At 53.4% G+C, this 23,101-nt stretch carries 23 protein-coding genes and 1 pseudogene; 16 read left to right on the top strand and 8 right to left on the bottom strand.

All coding sequences use genetic code 11. The features are described from left to right. Nucleotides 1-97: 97 nt before the first annotated feature. The 10 genes from BFP99_RS02685 to hpaI all read left to right on the top strand — a co-directional run bounded on the left by BFP99_RS02685 (nt 98) and on the right by hpaI (nt 8,600). Nucleotides 98-349, top strand: a complete 252-nt coding sequence (locus BFP99_RS02685) for a hypothetical protein (RefSeq protein WP_116643424.1) — start codon at nt 98-100, stop codon at nt 347-349. Between the two features lie 32 nt (nt 350-381). After that, entirely contained in the window at nt 382-573 is a 192-nt protein-coding gene (locus tag BFP99_RS02690) for an MbcA/ParS/Xre antitoxin family protein (protein WP_065925124.1), read from the top strand. Nucleotides 574-984: 411 nt separating this feature from the next. Beyond that, complete coding sequence (locus tag BFP99_RS02695) at nt 985-2,472, top strand: aldehyde dehydrogenase family protein (protein WP_065925123.1); 1,488 nt, start codon at nt 985-987, stop codon at nt 2,470-2,472. 149 nt (nt 2,473-2,621) lie between these two features. Beyond that, entirely contained in the window at nt 2,622-3,293 is a 672-nt protein-coding gene (locus BFP99_RS02700; RefSeq protein ID WP_065925122.1) for a fumarylacetoacetate hydrolase family protein, read from the top strand. Continuing rightward, on the top strand, nt 3,293-4,066 hold the full coding sequence (locus BFP99_RS02705; RefSeq protein WP_065925121.1) for a fumarylacetoacetate hydrolase family protein: 774 nt from the start codon (nt 3,293-3,295) through the stop codon (nt 4,064-4,066). The genes BFP99_RS02700 and BFP99_RS02705 overlap by 1 nt, the downstream gene beginning before the upstream one ends. A 5-nt stretch (nt 4,067-4,071) precedes the next feature. Next, a complete protein-coding gene (gene hpaE / locus BFP99_RS02710) occupies nt 4,072-5,532 on the top strand; it encodes a 5-carboxymethyl-2-hydroxymuconate semialdehyde dehydrogenase (protein ID WP_065925120.1) in 1,461 nt (486 codons plus the stop codon). A 93-nt stretch (nt 5,533-5,625) separates the two neighbouring features. Next, entirely contained in the window at nt 5,626-6,549 is a 924-nt protein-coding gene (gene hpaD, locus BFP99_RS02715) for a 3,4-dihydroxyphenylacetate 2,3-dioxygenase (protein WP_065946593.1), read from the top strand. Between the two features lie 11 nt (nt 6,550-6,560). Next, nucleotides 6,561-6,971, top strand: coding sequence for a 5-carboxymethyl-2-hydroxymuconate Delta-isomerase (locus BFP99_RS31645; protein ID WP_083221124.1), 411 nt, complete (start codon nt 6,561-6,563; stop codon nt 6,969-6,971). An 8-nt stretch (nt 6,972-6,979) separates the two neighbouring features. Beyond that, nucleotides 6,980-7,783, top strand: a complete 804-nt coding sequence (hpaH, locus tag BFP99_RS02725; RefSeq protein ID WP_065925117.1) for a 2-oxo-hept-4-ene-1,7-dioate hydratase — start codon at nt 6,980-6,982, stop codon at nt 7,781-7,783. Nucleotides 7,784-7,802: 19 nt separating this feature from the next. Beyond that, nucleotides 7,803-8,600 carry a 4-hydroxy-2-oxoheptanedioate aldolase gene (hpaI, locus tag BFP99_RS02730; RefSeq protein WP_065925116.1) on the top strand — a complete coding sequence of 266 codons (798 nt, stop codon included), beginning with the start codon at nt 7,803-7,805 and terminating at the stop codon, nt 8,598-8,600. Between the two features lie 5 nt (nt 8,601-8,605). On the opposite strand, the gene BFP99_RS33925 is transcribed toward hpaI, so the two are convergent. From BFP99_RS33925 to BFP99_RS02765, 7 genes are all read right to left on the bottom strand, one after another. Then, on the bottom strand, nt 8,606-9,064 hold the full coding sequence (locus BFP99_RS33925; protein WP_065925115.1) for a MarR family transcriptional regulator: 459 nt from the start codon (nt 9,062-9,064) through the stop codon (nt 8,606-8,608). 21 nt (nt 9,065-9,085) lie between these two features. Next, entirely contained in the window at nt 9,086-10,042 is a 957-nt protein-coding gene (feaR, locus tag BFP99_RS31650) for a transcriptional regulator FeaR (protein ID WP_083221125.1), read from the bottom strand. Nucleotides 10,043-10,151: 109 nt separating this feature from the next. Beyond that, complete coding sequence (locus tag BFP99_RS02745) at nt 10,152-11,342, bottom strand: amino acid aminotransferase (protein ID WP_065925114.1); 1,191 nt, start codon at nt 11,340-11,342, stop codon at nt 10,152-10,154. Between the two features lie 18 nt (nt 11,343-11,360). Continuing rightward, the gene (locus tag BFP99_RS31655) at nt 11,361-13,004 is read right to left on the bottom strand and encodes a thiamine pyrophosphate-dependent enzyme (protein WP_083221126.1); all 1,644 of its coding nucleotides are present in this window, start codon (nt 13,002-13,004) and stop codon (nt 11,361-11,363) included. 19 nt (nt 13,005-13,023) lie between these two features. Beyond that, nucleotides 13,024-14,427, bottom strand: coding sequence for an amino acid permease (locus BFP99_RS02755; RefSeq protein WP_065925140.1), 1,404 nt, complete (start codon nt 14,425-14,427; stop codon nt 13,024-13,026). Nucleotides 14,428-14,630: 203 nt separating this feature from the next. Then, nucleotides 14,631-15,599: a LysR family transcriptional regulator gene (locus BFP99_RS02760; protein ID WP_065925112.1), complete on the bottom strand. Its 969-nt coding sequence runs from the start codon at nt 15,597-15,599 to the stop codon at nt 14,631-14,633. 3 nt (nt 15,600-15,602) lie between these two features. Next, the gene (locus tag BFP99_RS02765) at nt 15,603-16,322 is read right to left on the bottom strand and encodes a B3/B4 domain-containing protein (protein WP_065925111.1); all 720 of its coding nucleotides are present in this window, start codon (nt 16,320-16,322) and stop codon (nt 15,603-15,605) included. Between the two features lie 458 nt (nt 16,323-16,780). Between BFP99_RS02765 and BFP99_RS02770 the strand changes: the two genes are divergently transcribed. The 4 genes and pseudogenes from BFP99_RS02770 to BFP99_RS02780 all read left to right on the top strand — a co-directional run bounded on the left by BFP99_RS02770 (nt 16,781) and on the right by BFP99_RS02780 (nt 21,527). Then, complete coding sequence (locus BFP99_RS02770; protein ID WP_065925110.1) at nt 16,781-18,055, top strand: OprD family porin; 1,275 nt, start codon at nt 16,781-16,783, stop codon at nt 18,053-18,055. A gap of 257 nt (nt 18,056-18,312) precedes the next feature. Further along, nucleotides 18,313-19,398 (top strand): annotated as a pseudogene (locus tag BFP99_RS33930) (cache domain-containing protein); the annotation flags it as partial. A 93-nt stretch (nt 19,399-19,491) separates the two neighbouring features. Then, nucleotides 19,492-20,259, top strand: coding sequence for a methyl-accepting chemotaxis protein (locus tag BFP99_RS33935; protein ID WP_370737628.1), 768 nt, complete (start codon nt 19,492-19,494; stop codon nt 20,257-20,259). Nucleotides 20,260-20,567: 308 nt separating this feature from the next. Then, entirely contained in the window at nt 20,568-21,527 is a 960-nt protein-coding gene (locus tag BFP99_RS02780; protein ID WP_065946597.1) for a restriction endonuclease, read from the top strand. A 237-nt stretch (nt 21,528-21,764) separates the two neighbouring features. Here the strand turns inward: BFP99_RS02780 and BFP99_RS02785 are convergent, their stop codons facing one another. Beyond that, entirely contained in the window at nt 21,765-22,127 is a 363-nt protein-coding gene (locus tag BFP99_RS02785) for a hypothetical protein (protein WP_065946598.1), read from the bottom strand. Between the two features lie 185 nt (nt 22,128-22,312). Here BFP99_RS02785 and BFP99_RS33505 point away from each other — a divergent pair, with 185 nt between their 5' ends. Next, the gene (locus BFP99_RS33505) at nt 22,313-22,639 is read left to right on the top strand and encodes a hypothetical protein (RefSeq protein ID WP_256098062.1); all 327 of its coding nucleotides are present in this window, start codon (nt 22,313-22,315) and stop codon (nt 22,637-22,639) included. A 15-nt stretch (nt 22,640-22,654) separates the two neighbouring features. Beyond that, nucleotides 22,655-22,939 (top strand): hypothetical protein, encoded by a 285-nt coding sequence (locus BFP99_RS33510; RefSeq protein WP_256098063.1) that lies wholly within the window; start codon nt 22,655-22,657, stop codon nt 22,937-22,939. Nucleotides 22,940-23,101 lie beyond the last annotated feature (162 nt).

Below are 23,101 nucleotides of genomic sequence, written 5' to 3' on the forward strand. Positions count from 1 at the left end.
CTCGCGTCCGTAGCATCATGCAATGTACCCATCCCCTTCTGGGTGTACTCATCGGCTGCCGACAGGCTAGGCTACCTTTCAGCCAAGGAGGGAGTTGATGGATAAAGACGTGCTTACAACTCTTGAAGCTAATGAGCCGCTGATGACCAGTGCGCTTGACACCCTGAGGCACGCACTGGATGCATTGCAGCAAACCTTAAACACTCTGAAGCAATATCAAGATGATATGGATTCTGGGCTGCCGGCTGCCGAGCTCGAAACATTAAGACTTGCGGCGGAGGCACTCTTTCAGGCAATTTCTGCTTATCAGTTACTGGTAATTTGCTGCCCCTCCCCAACACTCCAGTAGCTTCCATAAGTTTATGCTTAATGAGGTGACCGATGGATAACGTACAGCGAGTTTGGTTCCGGGCCGAAGAGGTTTTTGGCAACAAGGCGAAAGCGGCGACATGGCTGAGTCAGCCACGCACGAGCTTCGGAGAAATATCAGCGCTTGAGTACGCCTGCACTGAGGCTGGATACCTACTTGTGATGGACATGCTTGCACAGCTCGATCATGGATTTGGTCTCTGACCCCAGGAAAATCAGGCTGCTCAGGCTTCATTCCTTGCGTAAAAAGCTAACTGCCAGAAAGTCTCAGCACCTATATTCATAAGCGGCTCAGAGACGTTTACTTTCCAGATCGCGCACCTCCTCAATGGCGAATTTAGCGTATTCCCGCCGAAACGCCAAAAGAGACACCCCGACTACTTTTCCAGCATAGGCTTTTGCAAGCTCAATGCCTGAATAGCTGCTATGCAGTATTCGGGGTTTACGCAATACTCGCCGTGCTGTCTAATTTTAAATTAGTGCCGGTTTAACTCCAAAAAGTTTACCTTAATTTTTTCATGGCATGGATTGCTATATGGAATTGGCAGGAATTGCCAAGTTAAATTTACTTTACCGGCGTAGCCTCAGTAGCTTTCTTGTTTAGAGGTTTCGGCTATGAGTCAGGTAACCATCCTTGCAAGCGTAGAAGCATTTCTGCGCCGCCCACATGGCCTATTCATTGATGGACAGGCGACACCGGTAACGAATACTGACGAACTGCCCGTGACCAACCCGGCGAATGGGCGTGTTATCGCCCGCGTCGGGGTCGCAAATAAGGCGGACATCGATGCTGCTGTCGCGTCGTCTCGAAAAGGCTTCAAGGCTTGGGGGCAGGCCACCCCAGCCCATCGAGGCGCAGTCCTGCTGAAGCTGGCTGACCTGCTGGAAGCCAACAGCGAAGAATTGGCTCAGCTTGAAACCCTCCAATCCGGAAAGCTCATCAACATCTCCAGAGCGTTTGAGGTGGGACAAGCGGCACATTTCCTGCGCTATTACGCTGGCTGGGCAAGCAAAATTACGGGTCAAACGATCACCCCGTCGATCCCTTCATTCAACGGCGAACGCTACACGGCATTCACTCTTCGAGAGCCGGTAGGTGTAGTGGTAGGCATCGTTCCGTGGAATTTCTCGACCATGATTGCGATCTGGAAGCTGGCGTCAGCGCTGGTGACCGGATGCAGCGTGATCATCAAGCCTAGCGAGTTCACCCCGCTTACCATCCTGCGGATTTCGGAGCTTGCGATCGAAGCAGGCCTGCCTCCAGGCGCTCTCAACGTTGTCTGTGGCGATGGTGCTGTCGGGAAAGCTCTGATTGAGCACCCTGACACTGACAAAGTGTCCTTCACCGGCTCGGTGCCCACTGGTTTGGCAGTAGGTTCCACTGCCATGCAGGCCAAGCTGACTCGTGCCACGCTTGAGTTGGGCGGCAAAAACGCTGCTGGCTTCCTCCGCGATGTGCCAGTCGAAAAAGCGGTGGCAGGGATCATTGAGGCTGGCTTCTTGCACTCCGGCCAAATCTGCGCTGCAGCTGAACGGTTTTATGTTCATCGGTCTCAGATCGATCACCTACTTGAAAGTTTGGTGACACGCCTGAAGGCCTTGAAAATTGGCTCGCCAATGGACGAAGCCAGTGAGTTCGGCCCTGTTACAAATGCTCAGCATCAGCAGAAGCTTTCTGGGTATTTTGCGCAAGCCAGGGCTGAGAACAACACCATTCTTCATGGCGGACGGCTACTGGATCAACCAGGTTGCTATGTCGAGCCAACCGTAATTCTTGCAAACAGCGCCACAGATACGCTGATGACTCAAGAGACTTTCGGGCCTGTTGCGACGTTCCTCGCTTATGACGACGAGGACGAGCTTGTTTCGTTGATGAATGACAGTCCGTATGGGTTGAGCGCCAGTCTCTGGACTAACGATCTCAGCAAGGCACTGCGCATGATTCCGGAAATTCAAGCAGGAACTCTTTGGGTCAACATGCATACCCTTCTTGATCCAGCAGTTCCATTCGGCGGAATCAAAGCGTCTGGGATTGGGCGCGAATTCGGCAGTGCTTTCATCGAGGACTTTACTGAATTGAAGTCCGTAATGATTCGATACTAAAGCCAATAGGACTGACCATATTACACTTCAGATGGCAGGATCTCCCAGCGGTGACTTGACGCCACCGCATCAACTATCTGTCGGCATTAGTGTTCAGTTTCAATAAAAAATAACGACCAAGCCTGGTCGAGCTAACAAGGAGAACATTGATGTCCCAAAGCTTAAATGAGTTGGTGCATGGCGCTCTGTTCGGCATTGCGCTGAACTATAAGGGTTTGCTGAACCAGCGTCTCGCGGAATTCGAACAAGCGCCGTACAAGCAACTACCCGTTAAGCCTGTGTTGTTCATCAAAACGCCAAACACCCGCAATGCTCACAATCGCGCGGTTGTATACCCGATTAATGTAGAGCGCTTGCAGGCGGGCCCGGCGCTCGGCGTTCTGATCGGCAAGACCACTAGCCGCGTCAGCGTCGAAAATGCGATGGAGCACGTGGCCGGCTACACCATCGTCAATGAGTTCAGTTTGCCGGAAGACAGCTATTACCGCCCGGCGGTCAAGGCCAAGTGTCGTGACGGCTTCTGTTCATTTGGGCCGGAGGTGGTACCCGCTAGCGAGATCGCTGATCCGCACAATTTGATGATCACCCTTCGGGTTAATGGTGAAGTGCATCAGCAGAACTCCACGGCCAATTTTGTGCGCAGCATCCCTCAGCTGATCGCCGAGCTCAGCGAGTTTATGACACTCCATGAAGGTGACCTCCTAATTACCGGCACTCCAGAAGGCAGGGTCGACATTCGACCTGGCGACCAAGTCGAGGTTGAAATCACTTCACTTGGCCAGCTTGCCAACCACATTGTCGAAGAGCAGGAGATCCGCTGATGAAACATGCCCGCATCCGTTTCGAAGGCCAAGAGCACGACGTCACCGTCGAGACTGATAACGCAGTGCGATTGGCCGACGGACGCCTGATCGCAGAAGCACAGGTGGAATGGTTACCTCCCGCCAATGGCAACATGTTTGCCCTGGGCCTGAACTACGCCGACCACGCCGCTGAGCTGGCCTTTGCGCCACCGACCGAACCGCTGGCCTTCATCAAGTCGCCTGGTACGTACACCAGCCACAACCAGGTCACTTGGCGCCCGGATGGCGTTACCTACATGCACTACGAGTGCGAGCTGGTGGCAGTTATCGGTAAACCTGCACGGAACGTCAAACGCGAAGACGCCCTGCAGTACGTGGCTGGCTACACCGTCTGCAACGACTACGCCATCCGTGACTACCTGGAAAACTACTACAGGCCCAACCTGCGCGTGAAGAACCGCGACGCCACCACCCCGGTAGGCCCGTGGATCATCGACACCGCCGATGTACCCGATCCGAACAATCTGACCCTGCGCACCTGGGTCAACGGTGAGCTGAAGCAAGAAGGCTCCACTGCGGACATGATTTTCGATATCCCCTACCTGATCGAATACTTCTCCAGCTTCATGACCCTGCAGCCCGGCGACATGATCGCTACCGGTACACCCGAAGGCTTGGCTGACGTGGTGGCGGGCGATGAGGTAATCGTGGAAGTAGAAGGCGTAGGCCGCCTGGTGAACCGTATTGTCAGCGAGGCGGAGTTCTTCGCTTCACGAAATAAAGAGGCGTAATCATCATGATCAAACATTGGATCAATGGCCGCGAGGTCGAAAGCAAAGACACCTTCGTCAACTACAACCCGGCTACCGGCGAAGCGATTGGCGAAGTCGCCAGCGGCGGCGCTGAAGAGGTCGCCCAGGCCGTAGCGGCTGCGAAGGAAGCGTTCCCGAAATGGGCCAATACCCCGGCCAAGGAACGCGCCCGTCTGATGCGCAAGCTCGGTGAGCTGATCGACCAGAACGTGCCGAAGCTGGCCGAACTGGAGACCCTCGACACCGGCCTGCCGATTCACCAGACCAAGAACGTGCTGATCCCACGCGCTTCGCACAACTTCGACTTCTTCGCCGAAGTCTGCACACGCATGGACGGCCATTCGTACCCGGTCGATGACCAGATGCTCAACTACACCCTGTACCAGCCAGTGGGTGTGTGTGGCCTGGTTTCGCCGTGGAACGTGCCATTCATGACGGCTACCTGGAAGACCGCGCCGTGCCTGGCGCTGGGTAACACCGCCGTACTGAAGATGAGCGAGCTGTCGCCGCTGACCGCCAACGAACTAGGCCGTCTGGCCGTCGAAGCCGGCATTCCTAATGGCGTGCTCAACGTCATCCAGGGCTACGGCGCCACTGCCGGCGACGCTCTGGTTCGACACCCGGATGTGCGCGCAATCTCCTTCACCGGTGGCACCGCCACCGGTAAGAAGATCATGCAGACCGCCGGCCTGAAGAAGTACTCGATGGAACTGGGCGGCAAGTCGCCGGTGCTGATCTTCGAAGACGCTGATCTGGAACGTGCCCTGGACGCTGCGCTGTTCACCATCTTCTCGCTGAACGGCGAGCGTTGCACCGCTGGCAGCCGGATCTTCATCCAGGAGAGCGTGTACCCGCAGTTCATCGCCGAATTCGCCGCCCGCGCCCAGCGCCTGATCGTCGGTGACCCGACCGACCCGAAGACCCAGGTCGGTTCGATGATCACCCAGCAGCACTACGACAAGGTCACCGGCTACATCCGCATCGGCATCGAGGAAGGCGCGCGGCTGGTCGCGGGTGGCCTGGAGCGTCCGACCAACCTGCCGGCACACCTGGCCAAGGGGCAGTTCATCCAGCCGACGGTGTTCGCCGACGTGAACAACAACATGCGCATCGCCCAGGAAGAAATCTTCGGCCCGGTGGCGTGCTTGATCCCGTTCAAGGACGAAGCCGAAGCCCTGCGCCTGGCCAACGACACCGAGTACGGCCTGGCCTCCTACATCTGGACTCAGGACATTGGTAAGGCCCATCGTCTGGCACGTGGTATCGAGGCCGGCATGGTGTTCATCAACAGCCAAAACGTACGCGACCTGCGCCAACCGTTCGGTGGAGTGAAAGGCTCGGGCACCGGTCGCGAAGGCGGCCAATACAGCTTCGAAGTCTTTGCAGAAATCAAGAACGTCTGCATTTCCATGGGCAGCCATCACATCCCACGCTGGGGCGTGTAGCAATTTTCCCAACGCACTGGGGGAGCTTGCTGTTCTGACGACCGCCAAGCTCGCCTGGTGCTGCGGGATCTAACAAGAATAAGGATTCCACTCATGGGCAAAGTAGCACTAGCAGCTAAAATCACACACGTTCCGTCTATGTACCTGTCCGAACTGCCTGGCCCGCGACAAGGCCTGCGACAGTCCGCCATTGATGGGCACTACGAAATCAGCCGCCGCTGCCGCGAACTGGGCGTCGATACTATTATCGTCTTCGATACCCATTGGCTAGTGAACGCGAATTATCACGTTCTCTGCGGCCCGCACTTTGAAGGTGTTTACACCAGCAACGAGCTTCCGCACTTTATTAGCAACATGCATTATGAGTTCCCTGGCAACCCAGAGCTTGGGAAAATCCTAGCTGAAGAATGTAATCGCTTCCAAGTCGAGACGATGTCTCACGATGCTACAACCTTAGGCCCGGAATACGGAACTTTGGTGCCGATGCGTTACATGAACCAAGATCAACACTTCAAAGTAATTTCGGTGTCAGCGCTGTGCACCTCTCATTACCTTGCTGACAGTGCGCGCCTTGGCTGGGCGATGCGGAAAGCTGTCGAAGATCACTATGACGGAACCGTCGCATTCTTGGCCAGTGGCTCTCTCTCTCATCGCTTTGCTCAAAATGGCCAAGCCCCCGAATTCGCCGAGAAAATTTGGAGTCCTTTCCTCCAGGTTCTTGATGAGCGCGTGGTGAAGATGTGGGAAAACGGTGAATGGGAAGAGTTCTGCGGAATGCTGCCTGAGTATGCCGCGAAAGGTCACGGCGAGGGCTTCATGCACGACACAGCCATGCTGCTGGGCGCGCTTGGATGGTCAGACTACGACGGCAAAGCAGAAGTCATAACGCCTTACTTCGGCTCTTCCGGAACTGGGCAAATCAACGCCATCTTCCCAGTGACTCCGCAAAGCGGTACTCGTATCCCAGCAGCGCAAGCCGCGAACCTCGCTGCTGTCGTATCCACCAGTCGACTATAGGAAGCGCCGTCATGCCTCACCTGGTTCTGCTCTACACGCCCGATTTGGAGGCTGAAGCAGACTTGTCAGCTCTATGCCGTGCTCTTGCTGACACCATGCTTGAGCAAAAAGACGAAACAGGCCAAAAAGTCTTCCCAACGGGGGGAACTCGTGTACTTGCCTACCCTGCAGCGCATTGCGCAGTTGCCGACGGGCAAGGTCAGTACGGATTCCTCTATGCCAATTTACGAATTGGCGCCGGACGCAGCCCTACCGTGCATCAATCGGTCGGCCAAGCACTACTGGGAACATTACGTAGTCACTTGGACGCCCTTTTACAAAAACGCCCTATCGGCCTAACTCTGCAAATAGATGAAAGCGTTGGACAGGTGTTTGATGCAAAACACAGTAGCCTGCACTCGCTGTTCAACAAAGCAACTTGAGGTTTGCCATGCTCAACAACGATATCATCCAACAGTGCGCAGAGTTGCTCGACCAAGCTGAACGCACGCGCGAGCAAATTAGTCAGTTCTCGATTTCACAACCGGCAATTACAATCGAAGATGCTTACGCTATTCAGCGGGCCTGGGTGGCAAAAAAAATTGCCTCTGGCCGGAAGTTGGTGGGCCACAAAATCGGACTGACATCACGTGCCATGCAGGTCTCGTCGAACATCACAGAGCCCGACTACGGCGCACTGCTCGATGACATGATCTTCGAGGAAGGTACTGACATCCCGTTTAACCGCTTTATCGTCCCACGGGTAGAAGTTGAACTGGCCTTCATCCTTGGTAAGCCTCTCAAAGGCCCTAATGTCACTGTATTCGACGTCCTCGATGCGACTGAGTGGGTCATTCCTGCACTGGAAATCATTGACGCCCGTATCCACCAGGTCGATCCACAGACCAAGGTGACCCGGAAGGTATTCGACACGATCTCCGATAACGCAGCGAACGCCGGCGTCGTAATGGGCGGTCGTCCAGTACGCCCTACTGACGTCGACCTCCGGAAGATCCCTGCAGTTCTATACCGCAACGGCGTGATCGAAGAGTCCGGTGTGAGCGCCGCTGTGCTCAACCATCCAGCTAAAGGTGTTGCGTGGCTGGCAAACAAACTGGCTCCGTACGATGTCACTCTGGAACCTGGACAGATCATCTTGGGCGGCTCATTTACCCGGCCAGTTGCCGCAAGCCCTGGTGATACGTTCCATGTCGACTACGACCTGCTGGGTAGCATTACCTGCCGGTTCATTTGAAGACGAAGGAGCTTCAATCATGCAGCAGAATCTCTTCAAATCTCGCCTCAAGAAGGATGAACCGCAGATCGGCCTCTGGCTCGGGTTGGCAGACCCTTACTGTGCAGAGCTTGCGGCGAACGCGGGCTTTGACTGGCTTTTGATAGATGGTGAGCACGCTCCGAATGACCTTCGCAGCACTCTGGGGCAGCTTCAAGCCATAGCCCCATACCCATCGCAGCCGATCATCCGCCCAGTGGTGGGTGATGCGGCCCTGATCAAGCAGATGCTTGATGTGGGTGCGCAAACTCTATTGGTTCCGATGGTGGAGACATCAGAGCAGGCGGAGCATCTGGTGAAGGCTGTGACGTATCCCCCTAACGGGATTCGCGGTGTGGGTAGTGCATTGGCACGCGCTTCACGCTGGAATTCGATTACTGACTATCTCGACAAAGCCGATGCGGAAATCTGCCTACTGGTACAAGTGGAAAATCAGGTGGGATTGTCCAACCTGGATGCGATCGCTGCCGTCGAGGGAGTAGACGGCGTCTTCATCGGGCCTGCTGATCTTTCCGCTGCTTTAGGGCACCGGGGAAATCCTGGTCACCCCGAAGTTCAGCGCGTAATTGAAGATGCCATCTTACGTGTAAAGAGCGCAGGCAAGGCAGTTGGGATCCTGAGTGCAGATGAGAAACTCGCTCGGCGCTATCTTGAGCTGGGGGCGACTTTTGTGGCGGTCGGTGTAGATACATCGATTCTGATGAGGGGACTGAAAACCCTGGCCGGAAAATTCAAAGGCACTGACAGCCCTGAGGTGCCGGCTAGCACTGTGTATTAGTGCCTTTAGGGGTGACTGTCGCTGGGGACAATGCTCTCCAGCGGCAGCACGAGTCGATCTAACTCATCTATCAGTAGAAGTAACGAACTCCAACGGTCGTCACCTAGACTTTCCTTAAGCTCTCTCTGATTGATAGCCATGTCATTGGACAGCTGCAGAAACAGATCTGCCCCTGGCTTCTTTAGCGCAATGATTATCCGCCGTCGATCTGAGCTTGATTTTTTTCGAGAAATGTAGCCTGCACTTTCCATCCTTACCAGGATAGAGCTAAAACTTGCCTTAATTATGCAGCACTGATGGGCGAGTTGGCTGAACTCCATTGGGCCGTGGTGGCTGAGGGCATGAATAACTCGCCACTGTTGCTCTGTTACGTTATAGCGATTCAAGGCAGGCCTTAAGTTCCGCATAAAAAATTCACGAACATGCGAAAGTCTCAAATTCATATAGGTTGGCGAATCAATCATACGCAAGCCTTTTATGCAAATTTAAATAATAATTTTCTGATCGCAAAAAACCATACGATACTCACGTGGCGCCAATCCAAAATGGCGCTTGAAAGCGCGGCTAAAGCTAGCTGAGTCTGAAAACCCCCATTTGTAGGCAATATCAGTAACAGATACTCTTATTGAGCCAGCGACTGTAAGCTCCGAAGCGCAGTGCTTTAATCTGCTTGCTAGTATGTATCTGTACACAGACCCCCCACCTTCCTCGAACGATCGGTACAGCTGTCGCAGGGAGACATTTAGAACGCTAGCAATTAATGCAGGACTGAGCTCGGGAGATGCGATTGAGTTTTGGATAAAGATCTCCGCTTCCACTCGCAATTCTGCAGATGTTCTTCGAGTTAATTTTTTTGATGGCTGTACGTTCTGTTTTTGGAGTGCTGAGCCGAGCAGGCATAGAATTGCAGATAGCACTCCATGCTGTTCAAGTTCAGAAAGCTTATGATCCTCTTCAGACAGCTGGGCCAGCAATAAACGCAACAGGCGACCGGAAGTAGAATTCAGATCCACCATCCCTTGAAGGCGTCGACCAGGGCTGATGTGCCGAGCGACCATGGGTTTCGGAAGAGAAATAGCCATGTGCTCAATCAAACCTTTCGGTTCAATTTCGCACTCCCCTGCGCTGTCGAGGAGCACAATGTCTCCAGGCATCAGGTGGTAAGTGAAACCATCGTGAACTACCCGGGCCTGGCCAATGCTCTGACTGAGGAGTACGCAGCGCTGATCATTATCTCGATCCGCTCCACGAGCACACCGCCTGACACGAGCTGCGTTGGTTCGTAACCGAGCGAATGGTAGCCCACCCCGCGTCCCGGACACGACATCACCAACGAATTTGGCGTACTTTCGATTAACCTCTGTCTCGTATGGCCCACAAACGGCACGCACTGCAAAATTCCACTGAGACACCGAGTTTCCACATTCTTGGAGGCCAGCCATCACGACACCTCGTTGTTGAGCACATGAAATACCTGTGCAAACGCCTGAAGTAGATATATAAAAAAAGCGCCCCTAAGGGGCGCTAAGAGGTAACTTCCTAACGAAGAACTTATGACTCTGCAGCAATTGCAGTGGCTACTTTGGAGACGTTGAACTCATTGAGACCAGCGATGCAGATCCGACCATTGCGAATGAAGTAGATGCCATGCTTGTCACGGATTCTGTCAACAGCTTCTGCGCTCAAGCCACTGAAGCTAAACATTCCTTTCTGGGTGACGAGATACTCAACATCGGCTTCCGGACGGATTGTTTTGATCTGGTCATACAGGGCATGCCGCATGGTCACCATGCGCTCACGCATCGACTCCAACTCAGCTCGCCACTCAGCCCGAAGGTCGGCGTTCGACAGAATAATGCTCACCAATTCCGCTCCAAAACGTGGGGGATTGGAGTAGTTGGTACGGACGGTACCTTTCAGTTGACCGCCTGTCCGCTCCGCAATTTCTGATGACTCACAAATGATGGACAACGAGCCGACCCGTTCACCATACAGAGAAAAGACTTTCGAGAATGAGTTGCTGATCAGTCCCGTGATGCCAGACCCTGCGAGAGCTCGAATGCCGTAACTGTCCTCATCCAAACCCTCCCCCATCCCCAGATACGCTGCATCAAGGAACGGAATCAAAGATTTGCTGGAGAACAGCTCGATCAAGGTGTCCCACTGCGAAGGCGTCAGATCCAAACCGGTCGGGTTATGACAGCACGCATGCAAGAGAACGATCGTGTTTTCTGGGAGAGACTTGAATGTCTCCAGCATACCTTCGAAGTTGACCGATCGCCCACCATCTTTCAGGTAGGAGTATCGGTGCACATCGAAGCCCACACCTTTGAAGATAGCGTGATGGTTGTCCCAGGTTGGATCGCTCACCCACACTTGTGAGTCAGGGTAGTAGCGCTTCAAAAAGTCTGCGCCTACCCGGATCGCACCAGACCCACCCACAGTTTGGATTGTGGCAATCCGTGCGCCGTGGGAGCTATTCGCTTCACCGAACAGATATTCCTGTACCTGGGTACGGAAGGAGGGCAGACCATCCATAGGAAGGTAGAGGTTTGGCTCCTCAACACGGCCATCCAGAATCTCTTTGGCTTTCTTCACGGACGTAAGCACGGGTACATTGCCGTTTTCGTCGTAGTAGAAGCCGATGCTGAGATTCACTTTTTCAGCTCGTGGATCTTTATGGAAATCATCCATCAGCGAGAGAATGGGGTCGCCCGGATAAAGCTCTACTTGTTCAAGCATTTTGAGTTTCCTTTAGATTCAGTTGAAAGTCGGGTGCAAGAAAGTCCAAGGGCTGGTATCTCCACCACGAGGAACCACGACTTCAATCAGAACCGGCTTATCAGCAGCGAAAGCTTTTTCCAGGACGGGACGAAGCTGGGCCGGGGTATTGACTCGGTGGGCTTCTACGCCGAAGGATTCAGCGAATTTCACAAAATCCGGGTTGACCAGCTCGGAGCCGAGCAGGCGGCCACCGAAGCTCTCCTGCTGATCCCGATACACGTTCCCATAAGCACTGTTGTTGAAAACGATGGTGACCAGGTTCAGCTTGTACTGAACAGCGGTGGCAAGCTCTTGGGCAGCAAACATGAATCCGCCATCACCGCAGATCGAGACCACTGCTTTGTCTGGATGAGCCGCCTTCACACCAAGTGCAGTTGGGAAACCGAAGCCCAGCGTGCCTTGGTGACCCGATGTGACGAGGGTGCGAGGCTTGTATACCGGGAAGCCGAAAATCGAAGTGAAACCAACCTGCGAGATTTCTTCGATGAAGAAGCCATCACGTGGCAAGACATCTCGAATAACGCGCAAGTAGCTCAATTGTGGCTGTACAGACTGAATAGCCTGCTCAGCCGACGCTTTTGCCTCGGCCAGATCTGCATCTCTGTGCTTAGGCGCTCCTACTCGCAGTACGGCCTCAGCGAGTGCTTTGGAGCCTTCGCCTGCATCAGCCAGCAGGTTGACCTCAGCGCTGATCCGGCGTACCTCGGCAGGATCGATGTCGATACGGATGATCTTCAAGCCTTCTGGGCGATGCCTCCAGCGAATGTCCAGAAGCTCAAATCGCGAGCCGATGACGATAGCCACATCGGTTTGCGGCCAAAGGCGAGAGCCGGAGGCCACAGTGAAGCCCAGAGGATGATCATCGCTTACCACACCACGACCACCACGGAAACTTACAACCGGTGCACCCAGAACCTCTGCCAGTTGACTGACTTCATTGCTGGCCTCAAGCGCGCCAGAGCCAACAAAAATCATTGGCGCTTTGGCTTTGCTCAGAATTCCAGCCGCGCGCTCTACCGCGTCAGAATCGACTGGTGGAGTTGGCTTCAGCGGGAGCGGCGCCTGGGGAGCGACAGCAGCTGGCTTGGTGAAGTAGTCCCAAGATGCTTGAAGAGACACGACGCCTGGCCGGCCCGAGCACATCTCCTGGAACGCTCGGGCGACATGCCAGGATGTATCAGCTGGCTGCTCAATGTGAGCAGCGTACTTGCCCACACTTTGCAGAATTTCCAGTTGGCGAGGGAGCTCATGCAGCTGGCCACGACCACGATCTTTGAAGGCGCTCATCACGTCGCCAGTCAAAGCGAGCACTGGCGCATTGCATCCATGTGCCGTAAGCATCGCGGCACTGGCGTTCAGAATGCCTGGGCCAGGCACCACAGTGAACACGCCTGGGCGGCCAGTGGAGCGAGCATAACCAAATGCCATGTAAGCGCTGGTCTGCTCGTGGCGGGCACCGAAGATACGCAGCGAGTCGGTGTTACGAGCGAGCGCATCGGTCAAACCGTAGATTTGAGCACCAGGGAGTGCAAATACAGTATCAACACCGTGAGCCTTAAGGCCTTGGACGATAGCATCGCCGCCAGTCATGGTTACAGCTGTAGAGTTCTCAGTTTTCATTTGTATCACCTAATGCAATTTACTCAAAGCTAACTGCGCGAGTCGCACCAACTTGGGTTTTTTTATAGCTGGCATAAATCACCATCAGCCAGAGAGGAATAAGCCACACAGCAATCCGAATTGAAGGAATGAAAGCCATAAGCACGAGCAGCCCGACAATGAAAGCGATGCACAGATAGTTACTGTAAGGATGCAAAGGGGAGTTGTACGCCAGCTCCTCGCCTGCTTCGGCCTTAGCTTTCTTGAACTTCAGATGTGTATAGCTTGTGAGCAACCAATTGATTACAGTGGCCGACACAGTCAACGACATCAATATTTCAATAGCTCCATTTGGAGAGAAATAGTTGATTACAACGGCAATGCCAGTAATAAGCGCTGTTGCAAATAAAGCATTCACAGGCACGCTATTACCGTTCAGTTTCAAGAATCGCTTAGGCGCTTGATTTTGCTGTGCGAGAGCGAACAACTGGCGCGCATTGCAATACACGATGCCGTTGTAGACAGACATTGCCGCAGTCAGAACTACAAGGTTAAGTAGGTTCGCCGCGAAGTCACTACCCAACAGGCTCAAAATTTTAACGAACGGGCTAGCGCTGTAGGGATCACCCGCGTTATCCAGGGAACTGACCAAGGTATCCCAAGGGGTGAGCGCCAAGAGGATAGCCAAGGCAGCGATGTAAAAAATACCAATACGGTACAGGACACGGTTGATGGCCAATGGGATGGTCTTTTTCGGCTCACGAGCTTCACCAGCAGTGAAGCCAATCATTTCCAGGCCACCAAACGCGAACATTATGAATGGCAAAGCCATCAGCAATCCGCCAACCCCGTGAGGGAAGAATCCACCATGCGCCCAGAGATTCGAAACAGCAGCCTCAGGTGGGGGCGTAGGGCCAAAGAGCAGCCAGCTTCCGAAGCCGATCATGGCAACGATGGCGGTAACTTTAACCAACGAGAACCAAAACTCCGTTTCGCCGTAAAAGCGAACGTTGAGTAGATTCATGGCATTGATAATCACAAAGAAACACGAGGCCGTGATCCAGGTGGGAACCTCTGGCCACCAGAACTGAATAAACTTACCAATTGCCGTAAGTTCTGCCATGCCGACCAGGACATACGCCGCGATGTAGTTCCACCCAGTCAAGTACCCTAAGAATCCGCCGCAGTACTTCCGAGCAAAGTAACTGAGAGAGCCAGACACAGGCTCATCCACAAGCATTTCGCCGAGCTGGCGCATAATAAGAAATGCAATCATTCCAGCGAAAGCATAACCAATTAGCAAACTGGGGCCAGCTGATTTAATAACACCCGCGCTACCCAGAAAAAGACCGGTACCAATGGCACCGCCCAATCCGATCATTTGAATGTGACGATTCGACAGGCCGCGCACGAGCGCCTGCCCAGACTCTTGATCTCTGCTCATCATATTTTTCTCAATTGTGATGCATCAGCCTAAGGCGCCACCAAAGTGACAGGCCAGATGTGATTTTGGCAGATTGAAGTGCAGGCTACCCATTTTGTAATTATTGGGTACCGCTTTTATCGAAAAGCAATAGCTCATCGATTGATACCCAAGGTATCACCTAGAAGATGAGATGGCAGTAATCATGCCTGCATAGCAGCTATTCAGATTGTAGATACATCAGACCCCAGCAGCGACGGTGAGCGATCACCAGGACTCAGGAAGTGAGATGCTCGGCAATGCTGGTATATAAAATGCCTGAACCACTGCTGCTCTGGAGATGACTGGGTTCGGGAGTGCCATACCACCCAGTATCGGAATTGGTGTTGCAGGAACGATATCGGGCGATAGCACACCAGGCCCATCTCTGACCATTTACGGGCAATGTGTTCAGGCAGCGTAAGCAATGCATCACTCTGCTGAACGACCATCAATGCAGCCGAGTAGTATGGAACCGTCAATTTCAATTTGCGATTGTGCTGAGATTTGCGAAGGAACGAATCAATAAAGCTATCCTTGTCCCCGCCTGTTGTGATCTTGACGTGAGGCCACTTTAGATACGCCTCTTGATCAACGGATTGAGCCAAAGAAACAGGATGGCCAAGCCGCATACAACAAACGGCATGATCCTCCCCGATCATACGACCGTGATAATCCGCTGGCGTTTCGGCGACCATGCTAACCGCAAGATCTACCTCTCCATTGGCAAGCCAATCATAATGGTTGGCTTGCCAACTGCGGTAATCGACGCTGACCTTCGGAGCAACCAGCGCGAGATCCTTCATCAAATCAGGAAGAATGTACTGCGCAACGTAGTCCGAACCTGCGATGCTGAAGCGGCGATCACATTTTTCAGGAGAAAAGTTAATGGTAGATGTCATGCCCTCAAGGCGCACCAAGATGTCCTTGAGCGGCTGAATTACCTCGACTCCTCGTTCGGTGAGAACGTACTGACGACCCTTGCGAACCACCAATGGGTCGCCCAGGGCCTCGCGAGCATGAGCAAGATATCTACTGATCGCTGGCTGACTAGTACCCAAAATATCCGCAGCCTTGCTCAGGTTACGCACATCAAGGATCGTCACCAATGCCCTCAATTGCAGTATGGTCAGGCTACTGAAGGCAGGGTTCATCGGCTATCCCAGGTTAACGTTCATCGTGGAGTTCTTAGCGTCCAGTATGGCGTATCCCACGCATTCGCCGCCGCAGAATTTACCGACGAGCTGGATCAGATCGGCGATGGCAGACCTCACATCCGCCAGACCTGTGGGGGCCAAGCCATCGATATCGAAGAAGACACAATTTGTCTCAGCAAGAGTCCTGGTATCAGCCGCCTGCCGCCATGTCCACCGACGAGTCAATACTCGCCCGCCAGCGGCCAACACCACTTCTCCAGGTGCAATGAACTCTGGATCTTTCTCTGACTCTGCCAGGAAGGTGTCTGAGGTTTTGGATTTACGAAGCTCGATCTCATGGGATCCTGAACCGATCGGGTGAACCCCCGCAGGCAGGACGTATCGCAGGGACAGAAGGTTGCCGATGTCCACCAAAGCGTTGATATCGGGCAGGGAGTCCGGCTTTAGAACGCGCCTGCTAAGGGCCTCGATCGAGCTCCTGTGCTCCGACGGCTTCGCGCCAAATTTGCGATAAGCATCTCGCCAGGCGGCAATCTGTGGGAATTCTGCAGGGTTGCCTTGGATCCGTTCGCGCAGCGCTCCCTCACTGGCGCGGAGCTCCTGCGTGATCTCAGCGTGGAGCGCAGCGTTATCTAGCCCTCTAAATACAACGACCCCTCGAACGTAGTCGGGGTGGTCAGAAAAAATTTCGGGCTTGATCGTATAAGAGAACGCTGTCACTGGCGGTTCCTTTCCTTAAAGGTGATTTCGCCTTGGACTATATCACCCCCCTTAGCACCATCTACTATACAGAATCCGAAATCCAGGTATTCAGATTCCGAATAGCTAGAACCCCCCCCAGGCCTCATGCGTAATGATTCGACTGAGCCTATTCGAATCCTGAAGACCAAGTATTCAGAAATCAGATATTAGAATCGAGAAAGCTTTGATAGCTTCGACGAATCAGAAATGCCAGCAGTAACGCCCTTGGCTTCACCCAAAAAATAACAAAAACTAAAGAGACCGCCCGATGCCCAGTCATAGCCATATAACGAATAATAGATAAATTGTTTCCTCTTCGCGCGCCCGGAGACTACGCCCTGGACGCCGAAGATAACTACAAATCTATCGCCCTATAATCGCAACAGGGACAATTAGCCCTTGCGACAGCCAGCGCATCACAAACACAACAAGGGATAATAATGAAAAAAACAATATTTATGGCAGCCCCTCTGGGACTGGCCCTGAGTCTCAACGCGCTTGCGAGCGATCAGTCGTCAGCCAATGGCTTCATAGAAGATAGCCATTTAAAAGTCCTTCTTCGAAACGCCTATATCAATCGAGATTACAATAATCAGCGCCAAGACAAGGCAGAATGGGGTCAAGCAGTAATGGGCCAGTTCGAGTCTGGTTTTACCCAAGGGACTGTAGGGTTTGGAGCTGATGCATTCGGTTTCTACGCACTGAGACTGGATGGCGGTCAAGGTAAATCGGGCGCTGGGGGTATCGATTTCTTCAAGCAAGGTGATAGTGGCGAAGCTGCAAGTGATCTATCGCGTGCAGGCGGCGCAATCAAGCTACGGGCCTCAAACACCGTTCTTAAATATGGTGACCTAAGGCCAACGCTCCCTGTTTTGAATCACGATGATGCTCGACTATTACCAGAAACCTATACCGGATGGATGGTGACATCGAAGGAACTGAAGGGGCTTGAAGTCAATGCCGCACACTTAACTGCAGAGGTGCGGAAAAGTGCTGAGGGGCGTGACAGCGGCGGCCTGAAGAACATTGACTTAATTGGCGGCAGCTATGAGTTCAGCGATAATTTCAGCGCCGCTCTCTACACATCCGACGTTGAAGACCGGCTCACCAAGCACTATTTGGGCGCAGTGTATACCCTTCCGTTCGAAGATAACACTTCGCTCACACTTGACCTGAACGCATATAAGTCCCGACTGGACAAGGCATACTCGGAACAGCTCGGAACTGGTCGTGACAACATCATATGGAGCTTGGGCGCCACGTTTGCGTTCGGCCCTCACGCCGTTACTTTAGCCCACCAACGTAGTTCGGGGGACACGGGCTATAACTATGGCAGATACCAGAATGTTGGCGGTGTCGGAGACGGCGGCAGCACAATCTTCCTCGCCAACTCTTACTGGTCGGACTTCAATGCGGAGGATGAGCGCTCTTGGCAAGTTGCATACTCCCTCGATTTCGCTGAGTACGGTGCACCCGGACTCTCATACAGAATCGCGTATGTTCACGGTGATAACATTCGCACCAATGACGGCGATGGTAGCGAGCGGGAAATCTTCAACCAAATTCAATATGTTGTCCAAAGCGGCCCTGCTAAAGATCTGAAACTAAAGTTGCGAGGCTCCTGGTTGCGCGTATCAAACAATGCTCGCGACTATAATGAGGACGGCAATGAAGTAAGGGCATTTGCTGAGTACCCGATCAACATCTTCTAATCAAGCCGTCAGATTAAACCTGACATTGCCTTGCGGCGATGATAGCTTAGTTAAAGATCGCCGCTTTTGTTTCGCGCCATGGAGTGGCGCAGTGAAATTCGATGACTTTTGTTCTCCTCTGTTACGCGCGCTCCTTTACTCCCGACAGCCTCGGGAGTTTTTTTCCTTCTAGGCCAGCCATTTCCTGCTAATTACGGGCCTGCAAGCATGGCTTTATTCCCACAGCTAAAAAACTAAGAATTCGCGCTGGAGAAATCATGAGCATCAAGCAGAAATTAACATGGGTATTTTCAGCAATAGCCTGCCTTCCAGTGATTTTGGTCGCAGCGCTTGTCATTATTAATCTACGCGGAGACGCGGAGGCCCATTTCTTTGAAAATAGCACCCGCGAAATTCTCCATGTCGACAACGGAATCACGCAATTCTTCGACAGCATCACTCAGAACGTTGAGCATCTTGCTAAAGACCCTCAGATCACCAGCGCAAAGTTATTAAAAAATTATAGTTCTGCCAACGCTAAACAAATTTCCTTTACCGAAAATGATCGCTTGGTATTGGGCGTCTTCGACAGGTTCGCCACCACTCATCCAACGACATTTTCTGTTACCTTAGGTCTCAATGATGGCGGGTTCGTCGGTTGGCCAAGAGACCTCAAACTGTCCAATTACGATCCAAGAGCTCGCCCTTGGTACAAGGCCGCCATAGCAGCAGCACCTAATTCAACTATTCGTACGAGCGCCTACTATTGGGCGGTGGATAATGTAGTACTTGTTGGCACAGTTCGAGCTATTGCCGATACAGATGGCAACCCAATAGGCGTTGTCGGAGTGGAGGTCTCTCTCAAGCAATTAACCGACTTGATTAAAACCATTAAAATTGGGGATAGCGGATACCTGATGGCGGTGGAAGCCAATGGAAACATACTGGTCGACCCCGCAAATGAGAAAAACAACTTCAAACCACTATCTGATCTAGGGCCAGGATACTCCACTCTGGCAAAGAACAGAGATGGAGTTACCAAAGTCGAAATCGACGGTGTGACCTACATCGCCAACGTGGTCAGCTCCCCTAGTCTAGGGTGGCGTTTTATTAGCTTGATAAAACTTGAAGACGTGATGGCCCGAGCCAACGACATGACGGCTATCATTGGACTCATTGCATTCCTATTAGCAGTCATCTTCGCCATTGTCGGCGTAAGGTTTGCTAATACGATTAGCCGCCCTATTCGAGGTGTGGCCGATGGCCTTCAGGAAATCGCTGAAGGTGAGGGCGACCTCACGCGAGAACTAGCAGTGCGGGGTAAGGACGAAACAGCGACCTTGGCAGCCTGGTTCAACCAGTTCCTTGGCATGATCGCGCAACTTATGCGCCGCATCGGCAGCGCGTCCACCAACCTGCAAGAGGTGGCGGCTGACACCACCGAAGTGGCAATCAATATGTCAAAAGCTGCGACGCGGCAGCGCGAAGCGGTGGAGTTGGTAAGTACCGCCTTCAACGAAATGTTGGCAACCGCTAACGAAGTGGCTCGTTCTTGCAGTCATGCTGCCTCCAGCGCTGACATCGGTTTTCGTGAAGCTCATGATGGACAGCAGCGCGTCGCCGAAGCTACGGGTAGCGTCCTCAAGTTAAGTGATGACCTGCAGCACTCAGCACAAACTCTGCAAACGCTTGAGCAAGACAGCAAGAATATCAACACCATCCTCAGTACCATCCGCTCTATCGCCGAACAGACAAATCTCTTGGCCCTAAATGCTGCCATTGAAGCGGCCCGGGCCGGCGACCAGGGTCGAGGGTTTGCTGTAGTAGCGGACGAGGTACGTGCCCTGGCACGGCGTACTGCTGACTCAACCGGCGAGATCGACAGCCTGCTCGCTAACCTCGCGCGGCGAACTCAAGAGGTGAGTCAGCAGATGCAGAAAAGTCTGGAGGGGTCGCAGGCCAGCGTAAAATTCATCCATCAGGCACGCGAGAGTTTCGACAAAATTCGCAATTCAGTGGACTCAATCCGTGACCAAAATGCTCATATCGCTACAGCTGCGGAGGAGCAGCACCAGGTGGCTGAGGAAATCAATCGTCACGTCGCTCAAATCCATTCTGACGCACAGCTGGTCGAAGTCTTCGCCAAGTCGGCGCAAACAGGTTCGAGTCGCTTAACGGAGACCTCAGCTCAGTTGAAAGGGCTGGTCGGACGGTTCAAGTTTTGACCTGTACTGCCAGGATCGCAATCGTTGCATGTGATGCGCGTTTGTGAGACGTGATAACCAATGCTAAGCCCTGTTATTGGTGCCATCGGCACCTGAAAGCGACTGAAGCGGCGGATAACACACGTGAGCAGTTAGTCATTCTCAGGTGCTGCCCGTGGTCAGGTGATGCGAGCTGGTTACGGTACCGTATCGCCCACTTGAGAATGACGTTTCCATGGGGATTTACCTTGCCGTGGTCGCAGGTCATGATGCCCTCAAAGGGCTCACGGGATGGGCCACGGGAATGCATACGGAAAACGAGATCAGTCATGGCTGAGCAGTTCCATTACCCACACGACATCTTCGAGCTCTTGGTCGATACCATCCCGCGCCTAGTGAGACGAAAAAAGGACGTTGTCCTGTTCTTCGAGGGGGCAGGAGTAGACGAAAGTGACTGGTCAGATATCCTCAAGAAACTCGACACCGCCCCGGACTCTATTGGCAAATATGACATCGCTCGCACTGTGCTCACCCGCCTGAATCGGCGCGGGGACAGCGGGCTGGCTCCCCGGCGAGAAATCATCAAGCGTGTCATCCAGTTTGAGAGCTTCGAAACGTGTTGGGAGAACGAACGCCTCAAGGCAAAAGGCTTGGTGGCAAGTGTTCGCGAAGCCGTCAATGCAAAGGATGCGTTCACACGCATGAAGAATGAACGTGACTCCGAACGTGAGCAGGCACAAGCGCGCCACCGCGAAGAGCAACAGCAGGCAACACAAAAGCGCAATGAGATCGACAACATCAAGGCCCGGCTCTTCGGCCTGTTCAACCTTGATGACAGGCCGCACGAACGAGGGAAGCTTCTTGAAGGGGTTCTAAATGACCTTTTTCGCTCCTACGGCATCCACGTGAGGGAAAACTTCGTCCGCAAGGCACTCGACAGCGCAACCGTGCTGGAGCAGGTCGACGGGGTAATTGAGCTTGGGGGGACAATCCACTTGGTGGAAATGAAATGGCTGAAAGATCCTGTTGGGGTAGCCGATTTTGGGCCGCACTTGGTCAGGGTCATGGGCCGAGCAGACGCCTCGGGCATCTTCATTTCCAATAGTGAGTTCACTCAGCCGGCCATCACGCAGTGCGCCGAATTCCTGAACATCCGAACGACATTCCTTTGCTCGCTGGAGGAAATCGTCATCCTCCTCCAGCGCCAGGGAGATCTAGTGGATCTGCTGAAGCGTAAATCTCACGCAGCGATCATCAATAAGCAGCCGTTCGTGAAAATTCTCAGTTGATCACCAAGCTTTTGCCTTGGCTAACCTATCCGCCCATAGAGTCAGCTCTGGATGGGTAGGCCTGCAGAGATGACCGCTATAGAAGCAGGTAGTCTGGCTGATGCAGCATGGGCAAGCACGCCGGGGCGAAACGTAATGCGACCATCGCCCCCACAGCGCTGCCCATTTAGATCGAGCAACCAAGCCACCCAAATGAGCATGCTAAATGGGGACGCATCGCTCGAACGCTGGCTCAGGCTAGGCTGATTTTGCGCGCTTGTGATCGACCCCGCTGATCTGCAGCAGAACAGCAACATCACCCTCGTTGTTCCAGATCGACGTGTTCATGCTCCAGTAGACCCGGTGCCACTTGGTTCCACCGGAGAACCCTGATTCATCAGTTCCTGCCTTCGTCCAAACAGAGACCTTGTCTCCCTTCTTAGCCTGGACAGCAGGCAGCCATTTGACGTGACGATGCTTGTTCGAAACGTTGCCCTTCTTATCGTACGTTGTGTCCATAAGGACATACGCGCTCAGGTTGCAGTCCTCCAGCACGCTTAGCACAACGTGCTCCTTGTCCAAGGTGCCATGGTTGTAGATATTTTCGATTTTCAGCTTCATCTTCGTCCTTAAAAATCACAGAAAAATGGGCCGCGATCGTAGCATCACAAGGCCATCATGCGAAGGCGACGCCCAGTAAAAGTGCCATCTTGACCTGCTCAGCCAAGAGCACTCCGCACCCCAGCCGCTCATTAGCTCACTCAGCCGATGGTCAGGCGCCAAGAAGCAAACAGCAGGGAGAATTGATGCGCCTAGACCAAATGCCCTACCACTCAATGCCCACCTTGGCCGTCCTTCCGTTCCGGCAATTCGGCATAGGATGGATGTGGCAGATGCGGGCACTCAAGCTCTTCCCCGATTCCCAGCTGTCCTGGAAGCGCTACTTCTACGATAACGGCAGTGGCCATGCGAGGGCGGCTGTTTTCGCCTCCTACGAGGAGGCTATAGAAGCGGCAGACGAGTTCAACAGCCGCACCAGTGAACTGGTCGTCCAGGCGGTACCAGATCCTGTGCTTCAGAGCTCGACCACCCTGAAGGTCGAGAAAGCACTGACAGCGGCGCGCCGTATCTAGGGAGAAGAAGAGCTCATGGAGCGTGAGGCGATCAAGCGGAACGCCCATCTGCCCCGGCTCTCGGTGCAAGAGCTGAAACTGCACAATACGATGGAGAGCTTGCGGCAACCGCTCCACGAGGAGCTTGAGCGTGCGCCTTACCTCGAAATAGTTGCCTTGCCGAGATTCAACACGTGCCTTCGCCGTGTCGATGACCAGACATGGGAGCAGATCGGAGCCCTGTCTCCCAAACGCTCGCAGATCTGTCTGCGCGAAGTGACAGCCAAAGGGTTTGGTCTTTCGGGAGCTGACCACCGGTGACAAACGCAACTTTCTTGGACATGACGTAACCCTTATAGTTTTTGTAGGGACGTTGCTGACGCTGGAGGTGCATTTCAGCTCCAGACTCATCCTAGAAAGAGCTAAGAAAAATTGAAATTGGTCTTTAGGAAAGACAGCGTTCTCAAGCCGAGAACGCTGCAC

The sequence above is a fragment of the Pseudomonas sp. 1 R 17 genome (genome assembly GCF_900067035.1).
Taxonomy (GTDB): Bacteria; Pseudomonadota; Gammaproteobacteria; order Pseudomonadales; family Pseudomonadaceae; genus Aquipseudomonas; species Aquipseudomonas marginalis.